This is a genomic window from Desulfothermus sp. (genome assembly GCF_053993635.1).
In genome coordinates, this window is sequence record NZ_JBMYBT010000072.1 from 1 (window position 1) to 21,774 (window position 21,774).

Below are 21,774 nucleotides of genomic sequence, written 5' to 3' on the forward strand. Positions count from 1 at the left end.
CTGACAATTGGTCACGGAAAATATCTTTTACAAGGAGAGCTGGGAACAGGGAAAACAACATTTGTCAGGTTCTTTGTTGAAATGTTGCCAGGCTCAGAGCAAGCAGAAGTAAGTAGCCCCAGTTTTAACCTATTTAATATCTACCCAACTTCACCAGAGATAATTCATGTTGACTTATATAGGTGCGTGGATTTAGAAGAAGAGGTTTTAGAGTATCTGTCATCTAATGACAATATTGTGTTTGTGGAGTGGTGTGAAAGGCTGCCCAAGATTTATTGGCCATTGGAGCATATATTAGTTGAATTTAAATTTAAAGGAAACAGGAGATTTATTGAGATTAAACTCAAGGGAGCTAAATTTTCCCCATTGATAGATATTATAGGCGAAAAAAATACATAATTTATTAATTAGTGGTTACAGGTTATAGTATAAAGAACTAGTTGAAATAAAAGGGAAAAAAGGAGTGAGGCATCCCATGAAAATCATTGTACAAAAATTCGGGGGAACTTCTGTTGCTGGACTTGAAAGAATGAAACAGGTAAAGGCCAAGGTAGAGAAAAAATTAAAAAAAGGGTATAAAGTTGTAGTTGTGCTCTCAGCAATGGCAGGTGAAACTGACAGATTAATAAAACTTGCAATGGAATTTTCTAAAAAGCCAGATCCTGCAGAAATGGATGTACTGTTAACAACAGGAGAACAGGTCTCTGTGGCCCTTTTTTCAATGCTCTTGAAAGATGCAGGCATAAAGGCCAGATCTCTATTGGGATTCCAAATCCCAATTCACACTGACAAGGCCTATGGAAAGGCTAGGATACTGGATATAGACACAGAAAAACTCATTGAACTATTAAAGACAAATGATGTTTTAGTTGTGGCAGGATTTCAAGGATGCGATTTTCAGCAAAATCTAACAACTTTGGGAAGAGGTGGTTCTGATACCTCTGCAGTGGCATTGGCAGCTGCATTAAATGCAGAACTTTGTGAAATATATACAGATGTAGATGGTGTCTATACAACAGATCCCAATGTATGTTCCAATGCCAGAAAGCTTCCTAAGATTGCATATGATGAGATGTTGGAGATGGCATCAATGGGTGCCAAGGTGCTACAGATAAGGTCAGTAGAATTTGCAAAAAAATATAACGTGCCTATACATGTTAGATCTACTTTCTCAGATGAGCCGGGCACGTTGGTTGTAAAGGAGGATGATGTTATGGAATCAGTACTTGTATCAGGAATAGCTTATGATAAAGATCAGGCAAGAATTACACTTACAGAGGTATATGATGAGCCAGGGGTTGCTGCAGCAATATTCGAACCCCTTGCTGCCCACAATATTGTTGTAGATATGATAGTCCAGAACCCTTCCCATGAAGGTAGAACTGATATAACTTTTACTGTCAGCAGAAAGGAAATGGATGATGCTATAAAAATAATTGAAAGGATAAAGGACCAAATAGGCGCAAAAGAGGTATTTTATGATAAAAAAGTTGCAAAGGTCTCAGTTATTGGTGTTGGAATGAGAAACCACTCTGGAGTTGCAGCAATTGCATTTCGTGCATTAAAATCAGAAAATATAAATATTTTGATGATTAGCACATCAGAAATCAAGATATCCTGTCTAATTGAAGAAAAATACACAGAACTCGCTGTTAGGACATTGCATGAAGCATTTGGACTGGACAAAGAACCAGAGATGGAGAGTCTATAATGGGAAATAAAGTATTTATTTATGATACTACATTAAGGGACGGATCTCAGGCAGAAGAAGTAAATTTTTCCCCTGAAGACAAAATCAGAATTGCAAGAAAATTAGATGAAATTGGAATTGATTATATAGAAGGTGGGTGGCCATCTTCTAATCCTACAGATGAAAACTTTTTTAAAGACATTAAAAACTATGAATTTAAGCATTCAAAGATAGCTGCCTTTGGTAGCACACATCACCCTAAGCTAAATGTAAACACAGATGACTCCTTTAAAAAGGTCCTTGATGCAGATACCGACGTAATTACACTGGTTGGAAAATCCTGGGACATACATGTGAAAGAGGCTTTAAAAACCACGTTAGACAGGAATCTGGAAATAATTTATGACTCAATTAAGGCTGCCAAAAACAAGGCAAAAGAAGTATTTTTTGATGCGGAACACTTTTTTGATGGTTATAAGGAAAACAAAGAATATACAATGGCCTGCATAAAAAAGGCATATGAGGCTGGAAGTGACTGCATTGTGCTTTGTGATACAAATGGCGGTTGCCTCACAATGGAGATAAAGGAAATTATCGAGCAGGTATTAAAGGAATTTCCAGAGCCAGAATATGGTATCCATGTGCACAATGATGCGGAACTTGCTGTTGCAAATACTATTGTTGCAGTGAACCTTGGCATAAGACATGTGCAGGGCACAATTAATGGATATGGAGAGAGATGTGGAAATGCTAACCTATGCTCAATCATACCAAATTTAGAGTTAAAAATGGGTCTTAAGTGCCTTCCTGAGGGAAATTTAAAAAAACTTACTTCACTGGCTAGATTTGTTGCAGAAATTGCCAATCTCTCTCCTTTTAAAAGACAACCATATGTTGGAGAGTCTGCATTTGCACACAAAGGGGGCATACATGTTAGCGCTATTATGTCCAATCCAAGGACGTATGAACATATTCCTCCTGAAAAGGTTGGAAACAGGCAACGGGTTTTACTCTCTGATCTTGCAGGCAAAAGTAATATAATCTTTAAGGCAAAACAATTTGGACTCAATCTAAAAAAAGAAGATCCAATTGTATTGGAACTATTAGAACAAATAAAAAATTTGGAGATGCTTGGTTACGAATTCTCTGTTGCTGAAGCATCTTTTGAACTCCTTTTGTACAAAACATTGGGGAAGGTGAGAAAATATTATGAATTAATTGGTTTCAGGGTGCTTGATGCAATGCAAAAGGAGATTGAAGAGCCAATATCAGAAGCAACTGTTATGGTGCGCGTCGGTGGAATGCTTTCCCATACAGCTGCCACAGGTAAAGGACCAGTAAATGCCCTTGATAATGCCCTTAGAAAGGCACTTGAAGGATTTTATCCTAACCTAAAGGAGATGAAGCTCTTAGACTTCAAGGTTCGTGTACTCACTCCAAAGGATCCAGAATTCGCAGGCACTGCATCTATGGTCAGGGTATTTATTGAATCTGGAGATCAAAAACAAAGGTGGATTACTGTTGGTGTATCTTATAATATTATTGAAGCCAGTTGGAAGGCCTTACAAGACTCGGTAATTTATAAACTCTTTAAAGATGACAGGGAAAAGGGAAATGGAATATAGGGTTAAAATTACATACATATATCACAGTTCCTTTTTAGTTGAATTTCCAGAATGCAATTTTTTATTTGATCTTCCCCATGGTGATCATTTACCTAAACAAGCAATAGACGTCTTAAAAAAATCTTTAAATTCAAATCCTCTGTATGTCTTGTTTTCACATTCCCATGATGATCATTTTAATCCAGATATAGAAGATATTATTGCACCGTTTACATCTGAATACAAATTTATTATATCCTATGATATTTATGCGGATTATGCGTCTAAATTTGCAAGTAATACGTATATATTGGAGCCTGAAGATGAAGTAAATATAGATAAAATAAAAATAAAGGCTTATGAAAGCAATGATCTGGGTAATGCTTATCTTATTTCATTTAAAAGAGTAAATATATATTATGGAGGAGACCTAGCTGAATGGATCTGGCCTGATACCAAGGATGAAGAAAAGGAATTTATAAAGAGCTATTTTGAAGAAATATTAAAGGAATTAAGATTAGAAAAAATTCATATAGGTTTTTCAAACATGGATCCAAGGCTTAAAAACTTTGGTGGAGGAATAAAATTTTTACAAATGGTTCAGCCAGATTTATTTATTCCAATGCATACCTTTGGGAGATACGACCATTTAACAAGACTTAAACAAATAGATTTGCCCTTAGACAAAGAAGTATTCATCTATTCAAAAATAGGGGATAAAATTGAGAAACACATAGATGTATAGTTATTCATCAAAGTCCATTCTAACTTATATGGGAGGTAGCTTTACCTCCCATTATATGACCTTAAAAAATATTCAAGAACTTATAAGAGAAGCACCTGAAAAAGTAGATACATCGATAATACTTATACTGGAAAAAGTATTAAAACAAAAAGGTCATGATACACAAAAACTTGCATCTATTTTATACAGAGAAGCAGCAAACCTGCTCAGAGATATATCAATAAAAATAAAAGATTCCAATAAAAAAAGACTCTCACTTAATATATTAAAGAGATATTCATTAAATATCATAAACCGCTCATCCCTTTCTGCCTCCTTTGCCCTGGGAACACTTCCATTAAACATAAAAGGACCAGACATAAACTCTATTGAGATTTCTGATGGTATTTTAAAAATAGACCATGATATTTTATTTGATAAACTTAAGGTTAAACCTATTTACAAGACTAAAATGGGGAGGTCTTTTGTCTGGAAACTTAAAGATAGAAAAGAGTTTCTTGTGTTTAAGTTTTCCAAGGACCTAAGGGATATACAAAACCTGCTACTTGAGATAAAATGGATTAAATTACTTAAAAATTGTAGATGGAATCAGGTATTTGAAATACCAAGAGAAGTTAGTTTAAATGGAAAATATCTCTTTTGGCTCAAATCCTTTAAATTTCCGTGTATCTGTTTTTTTGTGTCACCAGATTATTTTTATTATCCCAATGGAGATGGCACAAAAAATAATGTCCCAGAACAAGAGTTTTTGAGTATTATATCAAAATGTGCCAACATTTTAGGGAATCTCACAGCCAATGGAATTATCCACACATCAGTAATCCCTTTATTTCACAACAGGACCCAGAGAACAAGGCGAGATGATGGGGGAATGTATTTGTGGGAGAGGGGTGGAAGGCTAGATAGATGGCTAGATTCAGCCCTTTATCCAAATATTGGTAAATCAGGTATAAGGGATTTTGAACACCTAATTAGCTATGATGGAGTAAATAAAAGAAGGCTGTACACTGAGATAGGAAATCACATGCTATCATTTTTTCTTATTATCGGAAGTTATTTCAGGATGAAATATCCTGAAAAAAGGGGACTAAATCCAGATGGATCCTTTGTTGATGTAAGGAAACTATTTGATAGAGAACTTTTTAAAAAATCAATTGAACTTGTTGTAAAAAACTATTTTTCTGGTTTCTGTGGTTATGATTTAAAAGAATTAAATTTTACGAAGATGGATCAATTTATTGACAGATTAATTGATGAAATGGGAGTTGATAGATATTTGGATGAAATACTCAGAACAGTGGATCAATTAGAGATGGATGACAATGAATTTAAAAGATTTCTAAAAAGCAAGGGCGTAACAGATGATGAGCTTGCCAAAATTAAAAAAGGAGAGAAGGATATAATCCTTAAAACAGGTCCGCATCTTGGAGAATTTAATGGCAGGATCTCTGTTCCTGAGCTAATCGATTTTATTGGAAGCACAGCAGCCTTAATTATTTCTTCAAAATACATAAATGAGATCCAGAAATAAAACTTGAGTTTCTGAGCTAATTTAAAAGATTGAGCCTGTAACATTATTTATGTAAATCCCTTATTGTCAAGATTAGAGTTAGTAGCCTTATTTATTCTCTCCTCAAAGTAGATATAGAGTTAGGGTAAATTTTGGATCAACTTCTAATAGCTCCTGTCCATTTTTTTGTTATGTCCTCTACGACCAGATAAGGTGTTAAAGTTAACAAAAAAATCCCCACCTTAGGGTCCTCAAAATTCCCCATCTCAGCCTAAATTTTTTTGTGTTTGTTACTCTTTTATCCAATAACTCTTATTTGCTATCTTTATCAGGTAAACAATATGACTTCAGCAATTGTGTCAACTACTTGTTACTCTGGTTGGATTGGTGACATCTTTAATTCATTCGGCCTATCAATAAATCTCCATTCTAAGATTAGAAGAAATTTTGATATCTCTATATAGTTCTTAAACTTGTAAATCCAAGAATCCCTAAAAGGAGTTTAAGTTTTATTAGTATTATCTTTTTTTTAATTTTATACTTGACATAATAATATTTTTTGTTTTAGGCAATTGAAAAGATATATTTTTTATATCTAAGTTATATTTAATTGCAAAAGAAATAAAGAAAAAGAAAATTTGATGCATAAAAAATATTTTTTTGCTATATTATGCTATATTTTAATAATACTTCACTCTTTTTTTAACTCACCTCTTTATGCTCATGGAGTGAGAGGTAAAACAGGGAGAGGAGGAATTGTTATAATTGCTGAATATACCACAGGTGAACCTATGAGCTATGCCAAGGTAGTAATCACTGCACCAGATAAGAAAATCCCTTTTCAGATAGGAAGAACAGACAGAAATGGGCGGTTTTGTTTCTATCCAGATATGCCAGGAAAATGGATGATAGTTGTGGAAGATGGAATGGGTCACAGACTTGAGATGAACTTGCCAGTTAAGCACATTGAACATCTTGAGGCCTCAGGAAACACTGAAAGCTCAGAGGAAAAGTTTATATCCAAGTATTTGATAGTTATTAGTGGGATTTCTATTATTTTTGGCATCTTTGGGAGCATTATGGCCTGGATTAGTCACAAAAAAATAAAAAAAGAGAATTCAGCTAAAGGATTGAAATAGGCAAGGACAATAAACAAGGAGGAGGGATTAAATGAAGAGTTGGAAATTGATTATATTTTTAATGTTAACCTTATTAGTTTTTATTTCATCTCCTGGTTTAAGTGAGGAGGAAAAACAAGGGGAAAAGATGGTGGCAACAAGAATGAATGAGGTGGTAGTCACTGCCACACGGTCGAAGATCTCGGTATTTGATGCACCTCAAAGTGTAACAGTTATCTCCAGAGAGGAGATCATGGCCTCTCCCTTTGACCGTTGGGAGGATATTGTTCGTAGTGTTGTAGGTATGTATAACTATAGGCATTATGCAGTTCAAACACATGGTATTGCAAGTCCATTAAAGATGCGAGGGGTAGGTGAACACAGGATCTTGATATTGGTAGACGGAGTTCCACAAAACGACAATTTCAACAATGCCATTGCCTGGGTGGCATGGGGTCATATCCCCAAGCAAGCCATTGAACGTATTGAAATTGTCCGGGGACCTGCCTCGGCAATTTACGGTTCAGAAGGACTTGGGGGCGTAATTAATATTATTACAAAAAAACCAAAAACTGGCAGACAATCCTCAGTGGAAGGTGAAATAGGCACAGCAAATACCTATAAAGGAGATATCTTTCATTCTCAAAAAATTAAAAATTTTGGCTTCCTGGTGGCGGGTGGGTATGAAGATAGTGATGGATTTTACATGGTAAAACACCACAAACCTTATGAAATCAAACGTGATAGAGAAGTTGGTAAAGTATTTGGAAAACTCACCTATGATTTAACTCATAATTCAAATTTATCCCTGGCAGCCTTATATTACGACCATCAAACTGGAAAAGGCCGAAGATATTTTTACGATGATTTAACCCTTGGACAATATTGGATGAACTATACTTATAAGGGAAAAGCTTTTGATTTAAAAGGGTTAGTTTATATAAATCAAGCTGATAAGGCTGCCTATCAGGATACAGCAAAGGACAATTATTCATCCTTATACAGAAAAGAGGAAATCGACCCAACCACCTGGGGCGCTGATTTTCAAGGAAATATTTCACTTAGCTCAATGGCTAAATTTACTTTAGGCGTTTCTTACAAGGAAACTTCATGGGATTATGACAATAAATATGTATCCATTACCCGCAAGGCTGGTGCAGAAGGTAAACAGCGTTTTATATCACCTTTTGCAAATCTGGATTTTCATTTTTTTGATAATCACCTGATTGTAACCATTGGAGGAAGATACGATTGGATCAGGACCTGGGATGGGGCCAATTGGGACACCAAAGGAAGTGCTGGCAAGCCCCCTTACCACAATGACTTTGATTCTGATACAGAAGAGAATTTTTCTCCTAAGATAGGTATTGCATGGCATCCAGATAACAAAACAACAATACGAGCATCTGGTGGAAAAGGATTTAGAACACCCAGTTTGTTTGAGCTTTATAAGGTGCATGTTCGTGGTGGCGGCACCTATTATCGTGATGCCAATCCAGATTTAGACCCCGAGAAAATATGGTCATATGATATAGGGGTTGAACGAATCCTGACCAAGACACTATGGGGCAGAGTAACATTTTATCAGTCCTTTGCCAAAGATTACATCGGTGACCGTCTCATAGGCACAGCTACTTTTTCTCATGGTAGAAAAACCCGATATGAATATAAGTTGGACAATATAAACGATGTGGATATTTATGGAGTTGAAGCCGAGCTAGAATGGTATGCCCTACCAGATCTAGCCTTTTTTGCTAACTATACTTTCAATGTTTCTAAAATTGACAAAGACAAAAATAACCCTGAATTAGAAGACAAATACTTACCCTATGAGCCCCGGCACCAAATCCATTTCGGATTCCATTACAACAACCCCGACCTTGTTAATGTTTCTGTAACTGGCAACTACTACACTGATATCTACTTCGACAATGAAAATACATTTAAGGAAGATAACTATTTCACCCTGGATGTTTCTATGTCTCGCCAATTTTTTAATTTCTTAACCGCCTATATAAACATAGAAAACCTTTTTGATGAAGAGTATCCGATTTTTAAAAGAAAAGGACGGGCAGATACTATTGCACCTGGCACCATTATAAGCTGTGGTTTAAAATTTACTTTTTAATAAACCTTTGGCTACTAAGTAAGGAACAACTATTAATAATTAACATCTAAACCATAGGAGAGGAGCAATAATGAAAAAAAAGTTTTTGATAATTGTATGGTTTATACTCATGAGTGGATTTGTTTCAACCTGTGTGTATGCCCATTCTCTTTGGTTGAATGTAAACAACTACAATCCTTGTGTAGGTCAGGAAATTGTAATTAAAATAGGATGGGGCCATAAGTTTCCTGTAGATGACCAGCCACCAGCAAAAATGGTAGAAAAGATGAATCTCTTTCTTCTAGATCCCCAGGGAAATAAGATCCCTCTGAGTATAAAGCCAAAAGGGAAAAAAGGTGTAAAGCCTATTAAGGTAAAGCTAAATGAGAAGGGAACCTATCTTGTAGTTCTTGTAATGAAGACCTTTGTCAGTAAGACCATAGAGGGCTATTTTTTCAAACCAAAAAAAGAGCTCAAGAATGTGCTTAAATCTTTCTTGTACCAAGCTGTGGCGAAGGCAATTATTAATGTAAATGGTCCTAGGGGTAGCTCCTACAAAAAATGGTTGGGATATACATTAGAAATTGTTCCCCTTAAAAATCCTGCCAGTATCAAGGAAGGAGAATTCCTGCCACTTTATTCTTTTCTTAATGGTAAACCCACAACGGCATGGATTTATGCTACATATGCAGGATTTAGTAACCTGGAGAATACCTTTGCATGGACCACTAAACCGACTAAAAACATGATTGCCAAGGTAAAGATTTTGAAAAAGGGTATATGGTTGGTTAAGACAAAGGTTTTATTACCATACAAAGATCCCAGCAAGGCTGATGAGCAAAAATTAATATCTACGTTGACTTTTAAGATTAATTAGTGGTGTTTTATAAATTTTTCTTAATTTTTTGCAGGAGCTATATTGAGTGGACCCTTAGGGCTAATTATTATCTTGGCTGGAAAGGTAATGTTTTATTAATTGTATCTGGTTGAGATGAAAGGAATTTAAATATGGTCAGAAAAGAAAGAAAGAAGCTATAGCAGAATTTCTAAAACCCATTTATAGTGTATCAAAATCGTTAACAAAAGATACAGCAAAAAAAGTTTGCAAGCATTCCGGAAAACTATTGATAAAATCAAGAAAGCTTCTTCACAAACGGAGACATTTGACTAACCACCATATTCCTAACTCTAATTGCATAAACTCGCCGAGATTTTCTGAGAAAAAATTGACTTTTTTAATGAGAAAAATTATATTCTGCATCAGAAAAAAGAGCTAATATTGTTTTGGACATGAGTTATGTCAGGCCTCTAGGGGGCCACCCAGGCTCATGGGTGGTCCCCTTTTTTATTATTCAAATAAAAAATCACGGAGGCTTTTTACCATGCTTCTATTTATAGACAACTACGATTCTTTTACCTACAATCTTGTCCAGCTCTTCTCCACCATGTATTCAAATATAACCGTATATAGACACAATAAAATAACAGTTCCTCACATTAAAGAAATGTCTCCTAAGGCAATTATTATCTCTCCAGGCCCAAAAGAACCGAAAGATGCTGGTATATCTAAACAGGTTATAAAAGACTTCTATAAAAAAATACCAATCTTGGGCGTTTGTCTTGGAATGCAGTGTATAAACGAATGTTTTATGGGAAAAACAATAAAATCTCCCATTCCAGTTCACGGAAAGACCTCTATAATATATCACAATCAAAAGGGACTTTTTAAAGATATCCCATCTCCATTTAAAGTAGCCAGATACCACTCTCTATGTATTGAAATGCCAAAAACAACTCCCCTCAAAGTTGATGCTAGATCTGAAGATGGAGTAATTATGGCCATTAGCCATCCAGATTATCCATTGTTTGGAGTACAATTTCATCCTGAGAGCTTTTTAACTGAATATGGCGAAAAACTCGCTAAAAATTTTCTCAAGTTTATATAGTAACAAAGCAAGGAGTGACTATGGAATATCTTAAAAACATCCCTAAAATAACCAATTTACAAATAACACCAATTGATACTAACTTAAAATTTTTAGATATAGCAAAAAAATTTTCTAATGAAGCTGGCTTTGTCCTACTCCTTAGCGGTGGAGATCACGACTGCGCAAATTTTAATATCATTGGAATAAGACCATGGCTAGAGATCAAGACCAAGGCAGATCAAATACAACTATCTATAAATAATAACAATTTTACTTTTAAAAGCTCTCCTTTTACTGTATTAAAGCAGATTATTAAACATCTTGAATTTAATGATACCATAGACACCTTAAATTCACCTTTTAAATATGGACTACTTGGATATTTATCTTATGATCTTAAAAATCAAATAGAAGATTTACCATCATTGTGCATTGATGATTTACACCTGCCAGATATAATTTTATACTGTCCAAGATATGTTATTATCCAGGATATTAAAACAAAAAGGATTTATTTGATTATACCTAAATTTAATACCAATGATAAAAACTACATATTTGATCAAACTAAAATATTGAATATAATAAATTCGAAGGAAATAGAGACAAATAGCTTTTATTCAGATAGTAAATTGTATTCAAATTTTCTAAAAGATGAATATATAGATGCAATAAATAAGATAAAAGATTATATTGTAAGAGGCCATATATATCAGGTCAATATGTCCCAGAGATTTGTTTGTTCCTTTTATGGAGATGCTTTTGAATTTTTTATAGAATTATTTAATTTAAATCCAGCACCGTTTTTTGCCTATATAAATGCATCTGATCATCAAATTATTTCCACATCTCCAGAAAGATTTTTATTTCAAAATCAAAGATATGTAGAAACAAGGCCTATAAAAGGCACAAGGCCTAGAGGTAAAACCCCAAAACAGGATGAACAATTATTAAATGATTTAAAAAACAGTATAAAAGATGATGCTGAACTTTCAATGATAGTGGACCTTTTGAGAAACGACATAGGAAAGGTGTGTGAACCTGGTAGTGTAAAAGTAGTTGAGCACAAGAGGGTGGAAAAGTATCAAAATGTATTCCATCTAATTTCCATTGTAACAGGGAAATTAAATAAGGACGCAGACTCAATAGATTTGATCAAGGCCACTTTCCCTGGAGGTTCAATAACAGGATGTCCTAAAATAAGGGCAATGGAGATAATTGAGGAATTGGAGCCAAACAAAAGACATATATATACAGGCAGTATAGGTTATATAAGCTTTCACAATACAATGGATTTATCCATTGCTATCAGGACAGCTACTTTAATTGGGAATAAACTCATATTTTCTGTTGGTGGAGGGATAGTCTATGACTCAGACCCTATATTGGAATACGAAGAGACCCTACATAAGGGTCAGAGTTTCTTCTCTATTTTAAAAAACAGATCAATTTCAAAAAAAGGTCCTTTTAACACCTGGGTATGGGTAAATGGTAAATTTGTTCAAGAAAATTTAGCCCAAATCAGGGCCAATTCCCTTGCTTTTCAATACGGTATGGGGCTTTTTGAGACAATTAGAGTTGAAAAAGGAAATATTTTATTCTTAGATGAACATTTACAGAGACTAAAAAATGGATGGAAAAAACTTTTACACCTTCCATTTCCTAAAATTGATTTTCATCTAATAATTAAAGAACTTATTTCAAAAAATGCACTCAAACAAAAGGTATCAGCAGTAAAAATAATTGCTGGAAAAGGAACCACAAATACACCACCCTATGACTATGTTTTCATTGTAAGTGCTAGAGAATATACACCCAGAATAGATTTTAATAAGAGATGGGGACTACATGTTGGAATTTATCCAGAACAAAGGTATACGCCTATTGCAAATTTTAAAACTTTAAACTATCTCTATTATGAAACGGCCAGAAAATGGGCACATGAGAAAAATTATGAAGAGGCAATTATCTTAAATCCTGATGGCTCAATTTCTGAGGGGAACTCAACGAATATAATCTTGATTAAAAATGACGTTGCTTATCTGCCATATTCTAAATATTTTTTAAAGGGAATCATGCTTGATAAGGTAGTAAATTTTTTAAAAATCCTTGGATATAAAATAATTGAAAAACAAATTTTCCCTGATGAGATGTTTTGTATGGATGAGGTGATTTTGACAAACTCTTTAATTGGAGCATTATCTATTGCCTCCATTGACAATAAAAGATTAAAAAGACCTGATAATCTATTATCTTTTAAGATAAATAAACATTTTTTTAAATATTGGAGGAATATATAAATGAAAATCTTTGTATTAGGAGCTGGTGCATTGGGAAGCCTTTTAGGTGCAAGATTGTCAAAAAATAATGAGGTTATTTTATATTCCACCAACAAAGAACATATGCAAAAAATAAAACAAGATGGTTTAAAAATAGAGAACCTAGATGGGAAAATACAAACATACAATGTAGAGGTTGTTTTAGATCCAGAAAAACTAAATTTTGCACCAGATTTAGTCATTGTCACATTAAAGACATATGCAACATATAATGGTGTAAATTATATTAAAAATAAATTAAAAGGAGATCCTGTATATCTCACCCTTCAAAATGGAATAGGCAATGTGGAAGTGTTATGTGATTTATTACCAAGTAACAGAGTTATAGCTGGAATAACTGCTCAAGGTGCCACTTATGTAAGACCAGGGTATATTCGTCATGGAGGAGATGGAGTAACATACATTGGCGAAATTAATGGGGAGCCAACTGAAAGGATACACAAAATAGTAGAAAATTTCAATCAATGCAAAATAAAGTGTTTTGAGACAAATGAAATAAATAAACTTATCTGGCAAAAACTTTTAATAAACATTGGAATTAATCCAATTACTGCAATTGCGCAGGTCAGAAATGGATTTATTGCAAAATCTGAATATGCAAGACAAATTGCAAAATTGGCTGTAAATGAAGCCATATTAATAGCACAAAAATTTGGATTTGATTTTAAAGAAGATATATTTAATCAGGTATTAGACGTTGCAAAAAAAACAGAAAAAAACATCTCATCTATGCATCAAGATGTAAAAAACAAAAATCCAACTGAAATTGATGCAATAAACGGCGCCATTGTAAAATATGGGGAAAAGTTTCAAATCCCAACCCCTGTAAATAATACTTTAACCTGTTTAATTAAATTAATTGAACAAAAATACATGGAGGAACAAAATGAATAAGCCACTGACTATACCAGATATTATCAATTCAAAGGGAAAGAGAAAACTCACCATGTTAACTAGTTATGACTATCCTACTGCACTGATTGTTGATAGGTGCGGGATAGATATGATTTTGGTAGGAGATTCCCTTGCAATGGTTGTGCTGGGACACAAAGACACATTGGCTGTTACCATGGATCAAATGATACACCATACAAAGGCAGTTACAAATGCAGTTAAGCACGCAGTAGTTATTGGGGATATGCCCTTTATGTCTTATCAGGCAAGTGTTGAACAGGCAGTATTAAATGCAGGCAGATTCTTAAAAGAGGCAGGAGCCCAGGCAGTGAAGTTAGAAGGGGGAGCAACGGTTCTACCACAAATAAAGGCAATAATAAATGCAGGAATACCTGTCCAGGGACATCTTGGTTTAACTCCTCAGAGTGCTGCCCAGCTAGGTGGATTTAAGGTTCAGGGAAAAACAGCAGATGCTGCTAAAAAACTTTTAGACGATGCCCTTGCTCTTGCAGATGCTGGTTGTTTTAGCATAGTATTAGAGGCAATACCAGCGCCCATTGCAGAAGTTATTACAGAAAAATGTCCTGTACCAACTATTGGTATTGGGGCAGGCGCTGGGTGTGATGGACAGGTCCTTGTATTCCATGACCTGGTTGGTTTATTTGACAGATTTGTTCCCAAATTTGTAAAACAATATACCAACATCTCAAAGGAAATAGAAAAGGCCATATTGGAATTTAAAAATGAGGTAGAATCAGGAAAATTCCCTGGAAAAGAGCACTCATTTACAATGAATCAAGAAGAGCTAAAAAAGATAAAATGAACAAAGACACCTTAAATCAACTTATAAAAAACCTCTCTACTCGCCCTGGAATTATGGGGAGGGAAAAATTTTTTAATGCTGCTGTTTTAATACCCCTTTTACAAAAGAATGATGAATACTTTTTCTTGTTTGAAAAGAGGGCCAAGAACATAAGACAGGGGGGAGAAATAAGCTTTCCAGGGGGAAAATTTGAACCATTTCAGGACAAATTTTGCGTAAATGCAGCTTTGAGGGAAACAGAGGAAGAGATTGGTATTCCCAGAGAAAAAATAGAGGTCATAGGAAGATTAGACACTTTCATCTCCCCAAGAGGGATAATAATTGAAAGTTTCATAGGAATTTTAAATATAGACATGGAAAAAGACTTACACCCAGATAAAAATGAAGTTGAAGAGATATTTATAATCCCTGTGTCTTGGTTTGAGAAACACCCACCTGAGCAATATGGTGTGAAGGTAGAAATGAAACCCTATTTTATAAATAAAGACGGACTAAAGGTCTCAACGCTTCCTGTTGAAGAACTGGGACTTCCCCCTCAATACCAAAACCCGTGGCCTTCCTTAGATTATGAAGTTTTTGTCTTTAAAAATCCCGTTGCTCTTATTTGGGGAATTACTGCACGTCTTATTGTGGAACTTATGCTAAAAATTAATCCAAATTATTTAAGCTAATTTGTTAATAATTTCGCCATTCATTTGATCATTTACCCTAATTACCTGGGCATTTGCATTATATGCATTTTTATTTTCCAGCATCTGAGTAAATTCAGTAACAAGGTCCGTTTCACTGGGAGCATTCTTCCTCTGGGTCTCCCTTTGATCTTGGTCTTGGCGCTGGGCCATTAGATCTTCTTCCTGCCTGGATATGTCCTGAACCCGAACCCCTTGCCTATTAGGGGCCTCTTCCATACTCACCCTAGATGGCTTAAAATCCGGGGTGTTTACATTGGCTACATTATTTGCATTTACCTGCTGCCTTATCCCATAAGCATTTAAAGCACTTATGCTTGGAATGTTATTCATTATGTCCTCCTTTAAAAAGAGGTATTTCATGACTTATTCTTACTTTATAAAAGTATTCATATATCCACTCTATGTCAATTAAAAAAATAAAATTTTAAATAATGCCTTTTATCTCCTCTTTGATTTTAGAAACAGTGGCTAGTGGGTCATCTGAATCACGAATAGGCCTTCCTATTACCAAATAATCTGAACCATTTAATATGGCATGTTTTGGAGTTAAGACCCTTTTTTGATCACCTTTAGCTGAAAAAGCAGGTCTAATCCCTGGACTGACAATTATGAGACCATCTCCTAATCTTTGTCTTATTATTTTGGCCTCTAGCCCTGATGCAACCACTCCTGCACATCCAGCATTTTTTGCAAGCTCTGCCCTTTTTAGGACAAGGTCATCTGGGGGAGACGGATAACCCATTTCTCTTAGATCTTTCTCATCCAAAGAGGTAAGCACGGTTACTCCGAGTATATTTACCTTAGATCCTGAAGCTCCCTCAACTGCTGCCTTTAAAATATCTAGATTTCCGTGCACTGTTAAAAAAGTAATCTCTTTTTTGCAAATTTGCTTAACTGTCCTATAAACTGTCTGGGGAATGTCATACAATTTCAAATCCAGCATAACCTCGCATCCTGCCTCAAGAACCCTCTCAACCACTCCCATGCCCTGTGATACAAATAGTTCAAGACCTATTTTGTAAAATTTTACATGACCTTTTAAAATACTTAGCCACTTATCAACCTGTGAAATATTGTTTACATCCAATGCAAAAATAATCCTTTTGTCCAAATCTATGTTTTTTTTCATAAAAACCTCAGCTTATGTCTAGACAATTATATTTTGTTCTTCTAAGGTAAAGATACACACAAAAGTTAATTAAATATCTTCAAAAATTCAAGTCCATGAACAACCCAAATCCCCAGGGAAGCCATGCATTTCTCCCCTTCCACTATTATCTAATCGGGATTATTATTGGAATTTGGGGAAGTTTATATTTAATCCCAGCCATAATATCGATTTTTATTGTCACTTACCTCATAGAGTGGAAAAAATCGAAAAAAATAACAATAACACTATGTTGTTTGTTTCTAATCTCTTATATTTTATGTGAAATTCACCAAAGTTTTTTCTTAAAACCAGAAAAAATCCCTCTAAATACATATGTTACAGTTAAAGGACAGATAGATAAAATTACTACCTATCCTGAATTCAAGACCTTTTGTGTGTTAAAAAATGTGAAAATTACATATAAAGGAAAAAGTTTAAAAATAAAAAACAAGATACTCTGGAAAATATACAATTCCCCTAATCCCCCTCTACCTGGTCAATATGTAGAAGGAAGATTCAAAATCTATCCAATTCGAACTTATAATAATCCTGGAAATACTGGCTACATAAAAACATACTACTTACAAAATATATTTTTTGTACAACACTCTCACAAAATATCCAATAAAATAAAAATATATGGGAATCCATATCTTTTATGGAAATTTAAAAGGTTTGTTAAAAAGAAGATTTTAAGATCACTTAAGGATATAAAAAACAAAGGAATCATTTTGGCCATTATTATAGGCGATAGGAGCTATTTAACATATAAGGATACAAAGATATTTAGACAGGCCTCCCTTGCACATATAATAGCCCAGTCTGGACTACACGTTGGATTTGTGGCCATTATTGGTATTAGTATAGCCTTATTTATTGGTTCAATATATCCAGATACTTATTTATATATTCCCAAACAAAAATTGGCATGCTTAATTTCCTGTGCATTTGTTATATTCTTCTTATGTGTTAGTGAACCTAGACCATCATTAATCAGGGCGTCTGTTATGTATCTTACCTGGGGGACGTTATTTTTTATTAACCACAAATACGCCATAATAGATGGAATTGCTATATCCCTTTTGGTATTATTAATTTTAAATCCATATTGTGTATTTGATGTTGGTTTGCAACTATCTTATCTATCTGTTATTATTATAATAACCTTCTATTCATCATTAAGCAAAAAATTGACAAAAATAATTTCAAATAAAGCAATTTTCTATATTTGTAGCATTTTGATAATCTCAGCAATAATCAACATATCAATTTTGCCCATAATTAGTTACTACTTTGGAGAAGTATCTATATCATGTTATACTAATGTAATTTTTATTCCAGTCATTGGTCTTTTAGTATTTCCATTAATATTTATTGCAAGCATTATGTCTTTTATAGATATTTTGAATCTATTTTCAATATTCCTATTTAACATATGTGATAAAATTCTGTCTCTTTGTATAAAGATACTTATAATTTTAAATAAAAATGGACTTCTTCCTACCATTGTGACTATGAGACCAAATTTATATATAATACTTGGATTTTATGTTTTTTTATTTGCTGTTTATTTAAAAATCAACCAATATAAGAGTAAAGTAAGACCTCTTATGCTAATTAGTCTTATATTTTTTTCAATTCCATTTATCTCCAATTATGTCTATGACAAACAAGAACAAGTCAATTTAAAGGTATTAGACGTTGGGAGAGGACAAAGTCTATTAATTGAATATAAAGGTAAAAGGGTATTAATCGATACTGGTGGAAGCTGGTACAAAAAATTTAATTTTGGTAAAAATGTGTTATCTCCAATCTTAACCTATACCAGATTTCCAATACTTGATAAAATAATTCTAACCAGAAATAACATTTATCATTTGGGAGGATTATTTTATTTATCAAGAAAATATAAAATAAATGAATTTTATTATAATGGGCAGACAGATAGGAGAATTAACTATATTTTAACAATATTAAAAAAAAGAAATGTAAAAATAAATCCTGTAAAAAAATACACAACAATCTTTATTTCTAAAAAATTAAAATTAGAAATTTTAAAATTTGCACATAGTACTGAGAATTATTTAATGATAAGGTTAATATATAAAAGAAATCATATATCAATTATATTTCCTAAAATTGATAAATATTTACTTAACAAACTTCCAGAGTTAAATCTAAAAGCAGAGGTTGTTATTTTACCGTCATATGCACTAAAAATAAAAGCATTACAAAAGATTATAAAAAATACAAATCCAAATATTGTAATATTAACAGGCGGTATTTATAATAGGTCTAAAATTTATTTTAATATGTATAAAAAAATTTTAAAAAAGCACAATATAACACTTTATGGTACACAAATTTCTGGATGCGTAAATATTGTATTTAAAAATAAAATAAAAACCTTTTTACCAAAAAGGAGTATTTTGTATGAACAAGGTAATACTTCAAAGGTCTACTATCTCAGTGCCATCAAATAGGGAAAAAATGTTGATAAAATCCAAAGGATTAAAAGCTGATTTTATAATGTATGATTTAGAAGATAGTGTAAGTTTAGAGGAAAAAGACAAGGCAAGAAAGATGTTAGTTGATTTTTTATCATCAGAAGATTTAAATGACAAGGTTATATCTTATAGAATAAATGATATTTATTCTCCTTTTGCTTATAGGGACGTAATTGACATATTAGAAAATGTTGGTCACAAAATCCAGAGCATTGTCATACCTAAAGTAGAGTCTAAAAACCACATAATATGGATAGATGTTCTTTTAACTCAAATTGAGAAATCAATTGGTCTTGAGCGAAAAATAGAAATAGAACCTTCTATTGAAACAGCAAAAGGTGTATTGAATATTAAAGAAATTATAGATGCATCAGATAGGATCAGGTCATTAGTTTTTGGGATTGCAGACTACACAGTCTCCCTTGGTATGTTTTTTAAAGGGATTAGTGGACATGGAGAGGAAGAGGAATTTTATCCAGGCCACAGGTTTCATTATCCCATGAGCGCAATTGCAGTTGCGGCAAAATCAAAAGGAGTTTTGGCTATTGATGCCCCTTATGGAAATTTTAAGGACTTAGAAGGATTAAAAAGATCCTGTCTCATTAGCAAATATCTTGGCTTTGATGGAAAATGGGCCATACATCCATCTCAAATTGAAATCATAAATGAAGTTTATTCTCCAGATGAAGAGGATATAAAAAGGTGTACAAAAATAGTTAACACTTACGAAGAATCTATAAAAACAGGTAAAGGATCCGCCTCAATTGATGGCAGGATGATTGATGGAGCAACGTATAGGCTTGCCAAAAGTATATTGGATAAAGCAAACAAAATAAAAGGGTAAAAAAGGGGCGTTCGCCCCTTTTTGCCCTTATTTTTTCTTTTTCTTCTTTTTATCTCCAATTACTTCATTTGCAATAACTATGCGCTGGATTTGAGATGTCCCTTCATAGATTGTAAATACCCTGGCGTCTCTGTATAGCCTTTCAATTGTAAATTCTTTGGTATAGCCATATCCACCGTGAATCTGGAGGGCATTTGCTGTTACCCTGTTGGCCATCTCTGATGCAAATAGTTTTGCCATTGATGCTTCCTTTGAACACACCTCTCCTCTATCTTTTTTTGCAGCAGCGTTTAGCACAAGGAGTCTGGCAGCTTCAACATCAACGGCCATATCTGCAATCATCCATCTAAGCCCCTGGTTTTCGCAAATAGGCCTTCCAAACTGAACCCTTTGTTTTGAATACTCCACAGCCAGATCAAGCGCAGCCCATCCAACTCCTAAAGACTGGGCAGCTATTCCTATCCTGCCTGCATCAAGCCCTGACATGGCCACGTAAAATCCCTCTCCCTCTTTGCCTAAGAGGTTTTCTGCAGGCACCTTACAATTGTCAAAAATTATATCAGTTGTATCTGATGCCTTAAGCCCCATTTTATCCTCTTTTCTGCCAGTGACAAACCCTTCCATATCCCTTGTCACAATAAATGCTGAGACACCTTTATGCCTTTCCTCTGGATTGGTCTTGGCAAGCACAATAAAAAGGTAAGATGTGGCCCCACCAGTTATCCATCTCTTAGTCCCGTTTAAAATATAATAATCCCCTTCTCTCTTTGCCGTTGTGGTCATACTGGCTGGATCTGAACCGGCCTCAGGCTCTGAAAGTGCAAAAGAACCAATGTAATCTCCATTTGCCAGGGGCACTAGATATTTTTGTTTTTGCTCTTCTGTTCCATGATTTAATATGCAACCACAGGCAAGTGAGTTGTGTACAGACATAATTACTGCTGTAGATGCACAAGCATATGCTATTTCAGTCAGGGCCAGTGCATAGGATACAGTATCCACCTCCATACCACCATATTTTTCAGGAACCAACATCCCCAAAAATCCAAGCTCACCCATCATCTTTAGACTGTCAGCAGGATATTCTGCGTTTTTGTCCCTATCAGCTGCCTTTGGAAGCAATTCTTTTCTCGCAAACTCCCTTGCACTTTTTTGGATTAACAATTGTTCTTTGGTCAAAGAAAATCCCATCTATCCACTCCTTTATATTAATTTGATTTTATAAAATTAAACTATGTTCACCAAAACAACGGCGGTATCATAATGATTTAGGTATGTATTGACAAGATAAAAAAAATTTTGCCCCCCCAATTATATGAAAGGCTAAATTACAATTTAGGTGGAACCTACAACTGTTATTGTAATTTTCCTCGTTCTTGGCTTCACATCGTGATTTATAACCACAATCTGTTGCCATGTGCCTAAAATCATTTTAAAATCTCTTATTGAAACAGAAATAGAAGGACCAATTATTGCAGCCTGAACATGACTGTGTCCATTACCATCATGCCATGCTTTTTCATGTTCATAATATCTATCAGAAGGGGCTATTTCATTAATTATATCCTTTAAATCTTTAACCACCCCAGGCTCATACTCAATAGTTGTAACAGAACCAGTAGACCCAACAGAAGTTATATGAACTACCCCATTTTTTATTCCTGACTTATTAACTACCTCTTCCACAGATAAGGTAATATCCTTTATATCAGGCCCGTTATCCATAACTATTTCAATATCTTGAAAATAGACAAAAAAATTATCACTTCCTGCCATAAACTCCCCCTTAAATCAAAATTTTTATATATTCTAATCACTTCAGC

General features: G+C 34.1%; 19 protein-coding genes. 15 read left to right on the forward strand and 4 right to left on the reverse strand.

Annotation, left to right across the window (positions count from 1 at the left end):
* The 13 genes from tsaE to ACY2V1_RS05865 all read left to right on the forward strand — a co-directional run.
* On the forward strand, positions 1 to 399 hold a 399-nt coding region (gene tsaE / locus ACY2V1_RS05805), incomplete at its 5' end, for a tRNA (adenosine(37)-N6)-threonylcarbamoyltransferase complex ATPase subunit type 1 TsaE (RefSeq protein ID WP_461833852.1).
* A 76-nt stretch (positions 400 to 475) separates the two neighbouring features.
* Positions 476 to 1,711, forward strand: a complete 1,236-nt coding sequence (locus ACY2V1_RS05810; RefSeq protein WP_461833853.1) for an aspartate kinase — start codon at positions 476 to 478, stop codon at positions 1,709 to 1,711.
* Entirely contained in the window at positions 1,711 to 3,315 is a 1,605-nt protein-coding gene (cimA, locus tag ACY2V1_RS05815; protein WP_461833854.1) for a citramalate synthase, read from the forward strand. Before ACY2V1_RS05810 ends, cimA begins: the two co-directional genes overlap by 1 nt.
* A complete protein-coding gene (locus ACY2V1_RS05820) occupies positions 3,305 to 4,039 on the forward strand; it encodes an MBL fold metallo-hydrolase (protein ID WP_461833855.1) in 735 nt (244 codons plus the stop codon). Before cimA ends, ACY2V1_RS05820 begins: the two co-directional genes overlap by 11 nt.
* Positions 4,032 to 5,570, forward strand: coding sequence for a SidJ-related pseudokinase (locus ACY2V1_RS05825; protein WP_461833856.1), 1,539 nt, complete (start codon positions 4,032 to 4,034; stop codon positions 5,568 to 5,570). Before ACY2V1_RS05820 ends, ACY2V1_RS05825 begins: the two co-directional genes overlap by 8 nt.
* 620 nt (positions 5,571 to 6,190) lie before the next feature.
* Complete coding sequence (locus ACY2V1_RS05830; RefSeq protein ID WP_461833857.1) at positions 6,191 to 6,688, forward strand: hypothetical protein; 498 nt, start codon at positions 6,191 to 6,193, stop codon at positions 6,686 to 6,688.
* 31 nt (positions 6,689 to 6,719) lie between these two features.
* Positions 6,720 to 8,795 carry a TonB-dependent receptor plug domain-containing protein gene (locus ACY2V1_RS05835; RefSeq protein WP_461833858.1) on the forward strand — a complete coding sequence of 692 codons (2,076 nt, stop codon included), beginning with the start codon at positions 6,720 to 6,722 and terminating at the stop codon, positions 8,793 to 8,795.
* Positions 8,796 to 8,865: 70 nt separating this feature from the next.
* Positions 8,866 to 9,651 carry a DUF4198 domain-containing protein gene (locus ACY2V1_RS05840; RefSeq protein ID WP_461833859.1) on the forward strand — a complete coding sequence of 262 codons (786 nt, stop codon included), beginning with the start codon at positions 8,866 to 8,868 and terminating at the stop codon, positions 9,649 to 9,651.
* A gap of 451 nt (positions 9,652 to 10,102) precedes the next feature.
* Positions 10,103 to 10,720 carry an anthranilate synthase component II gene (locus tag ACY2V1_RS05845; protein ID WP_461833860.1) on the forward strand — a complete coding sequence of 206 codons (618 nt, stop codon included), beginning with the start codon at positions 10,103 to 10,105 and terminating at the stop codon, positions 10,718 to 10,720.
* A 20-nt stretch (positions 10,721 to 10,740) separates the two neighbouring features.
* Positions 10,741 to 13,002, forward strand: a complete 2,262-nt coding sequence (gene pabB / locus ACY2V1_RS05850; protein WP_461833861.1) for an aminodeoxychorismate synthase component I — start codon at positions 10,741 to 10,743, stop codon at positions 13,000 to 13,002.
* Positions 13,003 to 13,935, forward strand: a complete 933-nt coding sequence (locus tag ACY2V1_RS05855) for a ketopantoate reductase family protein (protein WP_461833862.1) — start codon at positions 13,003 to 13,005, stop codon at positions 13,933 to 13,935.
* On the forward strand, positions 13,928 to 14,758 hold the full coding sequence (panB, locus tag ACY2V1_RS05860) for a 3-methyl-2-oxobutanoate hydroxymethyltransferase (RefSeq protein WP_461833863.1): 831 nt from the start codon (positions 13,928 to 13,930) through the stop codon (positions 14,756 to 14,758). Before ACY2V1_RS05855 ends, panB begins: the two co-directional genes overlap by 8 nt.
* A complete protein-coding gene (locus tag ACY2V1_RS05865; RefSeq protein WP_461833864.1) occupies positions 14,755 to 15,429 on the forward strand; it encodes an NUDIX hydrolase in 675 nt (224 codons plus the stop codon). The genes panB and ACY2V1_RS05865 overlap by 4 nt, the downstream gene beginning before the upstream one ends.
* Here the strand turns inward: ACY2V1_RS05865 and ACY2V1_RS05870 are convergent.
* On the reverse strand, positions 15,421 to 15,780 hold the full coding sequence (locus ACY2V1_RS05870) for a flagellar basal body rod C-terminal domain-containing protein (protein ID WP_461833865.1): 360 nt from the start codon (positions 15,778 to 15,780) through the stop codon (positions 15,421 to 15,423). The two genes, ACY2V1_RS05865 and ACY2V1_RS05870, sit on opposite strands and share 9 nt — an antisense overlap.
* Before the next feature lie 94 nt (positions 15,781 to 15,874).
* Positions 15,875 to 16,579 carry an orotidine-5'-phosphate decarboxylase gene (gene pyrF, locus ACY2V1_RS05875; protein WP_461833866.1) on the reverse strand — a complete coding sequence of 235 codons (705 nt, stop codon included), beginning with the start codon at positions 16,577 to 16,579 and terminating at the stop codon, positions 15,875 to 15,877.
* A 95-nt stretch (positions 16,580 to 16,674) separates the two neighbouring features.
* Between pyrF and ACY2V1_RS05880 the strand changes: the two genes are divergently transcribed.
* Both ACY2V1_RS05880 and ACY2V1_RS05885 read left to right on the forward strand, forming a co-directional pair.
* Positions 16,675 to 19,083: a ComEC/Rec2 family competence protein gene (locus ACY2V1_RS05880; protein WP_461833867.1), complete on the forward strand. Its 2,409-nt coding sequence runs from the start codon at positions 16,675 to 16,677 to the stop codon at positions 19,081 to 19,083.
* Positions 19,034 to 19,951, forward strand: a complete 918-nt coding sequence (locus ACY2V1_RS05885; RefSeq protein WP_461833868.1) for an HpcH/HpaI aldolase/citrate lyase family protein — start codon at positions 19,034 to 19,036, stop codon at positions 19,949 to 19,951. Before ACY2V1_RS05880 ends, ACY2V1_RS05885 begins: the two co-directional genes overlap by 50 nt.
* Positions 19,952 to 19,978: 27 nt before the next feature.
* On the opposite strand, the gene ACY2V1_RS05890 is transcribed toward ACY2V1_RS05885, so the two are convergent.
* Together ACY2V1_RS05890 and ACY2V1_RS05895 are read right to left on the reverse strand one after the other, a co-directional pair.
* The gene (locus tag ACY2V1_RS05890) at positions 19,979 to 21,142 is read right to left on the reverse strand and encodes an acyl-CoA dehydrogenase (protein WP_461833869.1); all 1,164 of its coding nucleotides are present in this window, start codon (positions 21,140 to 21,142) and stop codon (positions 19,979 to 19,981) included.
* Between the two features lie 144 nt (positions 21,143 to 21,286).
* Positions 21,287 to 21,727, reverse strand: a complete 441-nt coding sequence (locus ACY2V1_RS05895; RefSeq protein ID WP_461833870.1) for a secondary thiamine-phosphate synthase enzyme YjbQ — start codon at positions 21,725 to 21,727, stop codon at positions 21,287 to 21,289.
* Positions 21,728 to 21,774 lie beyond the last annotated feature (47 nt).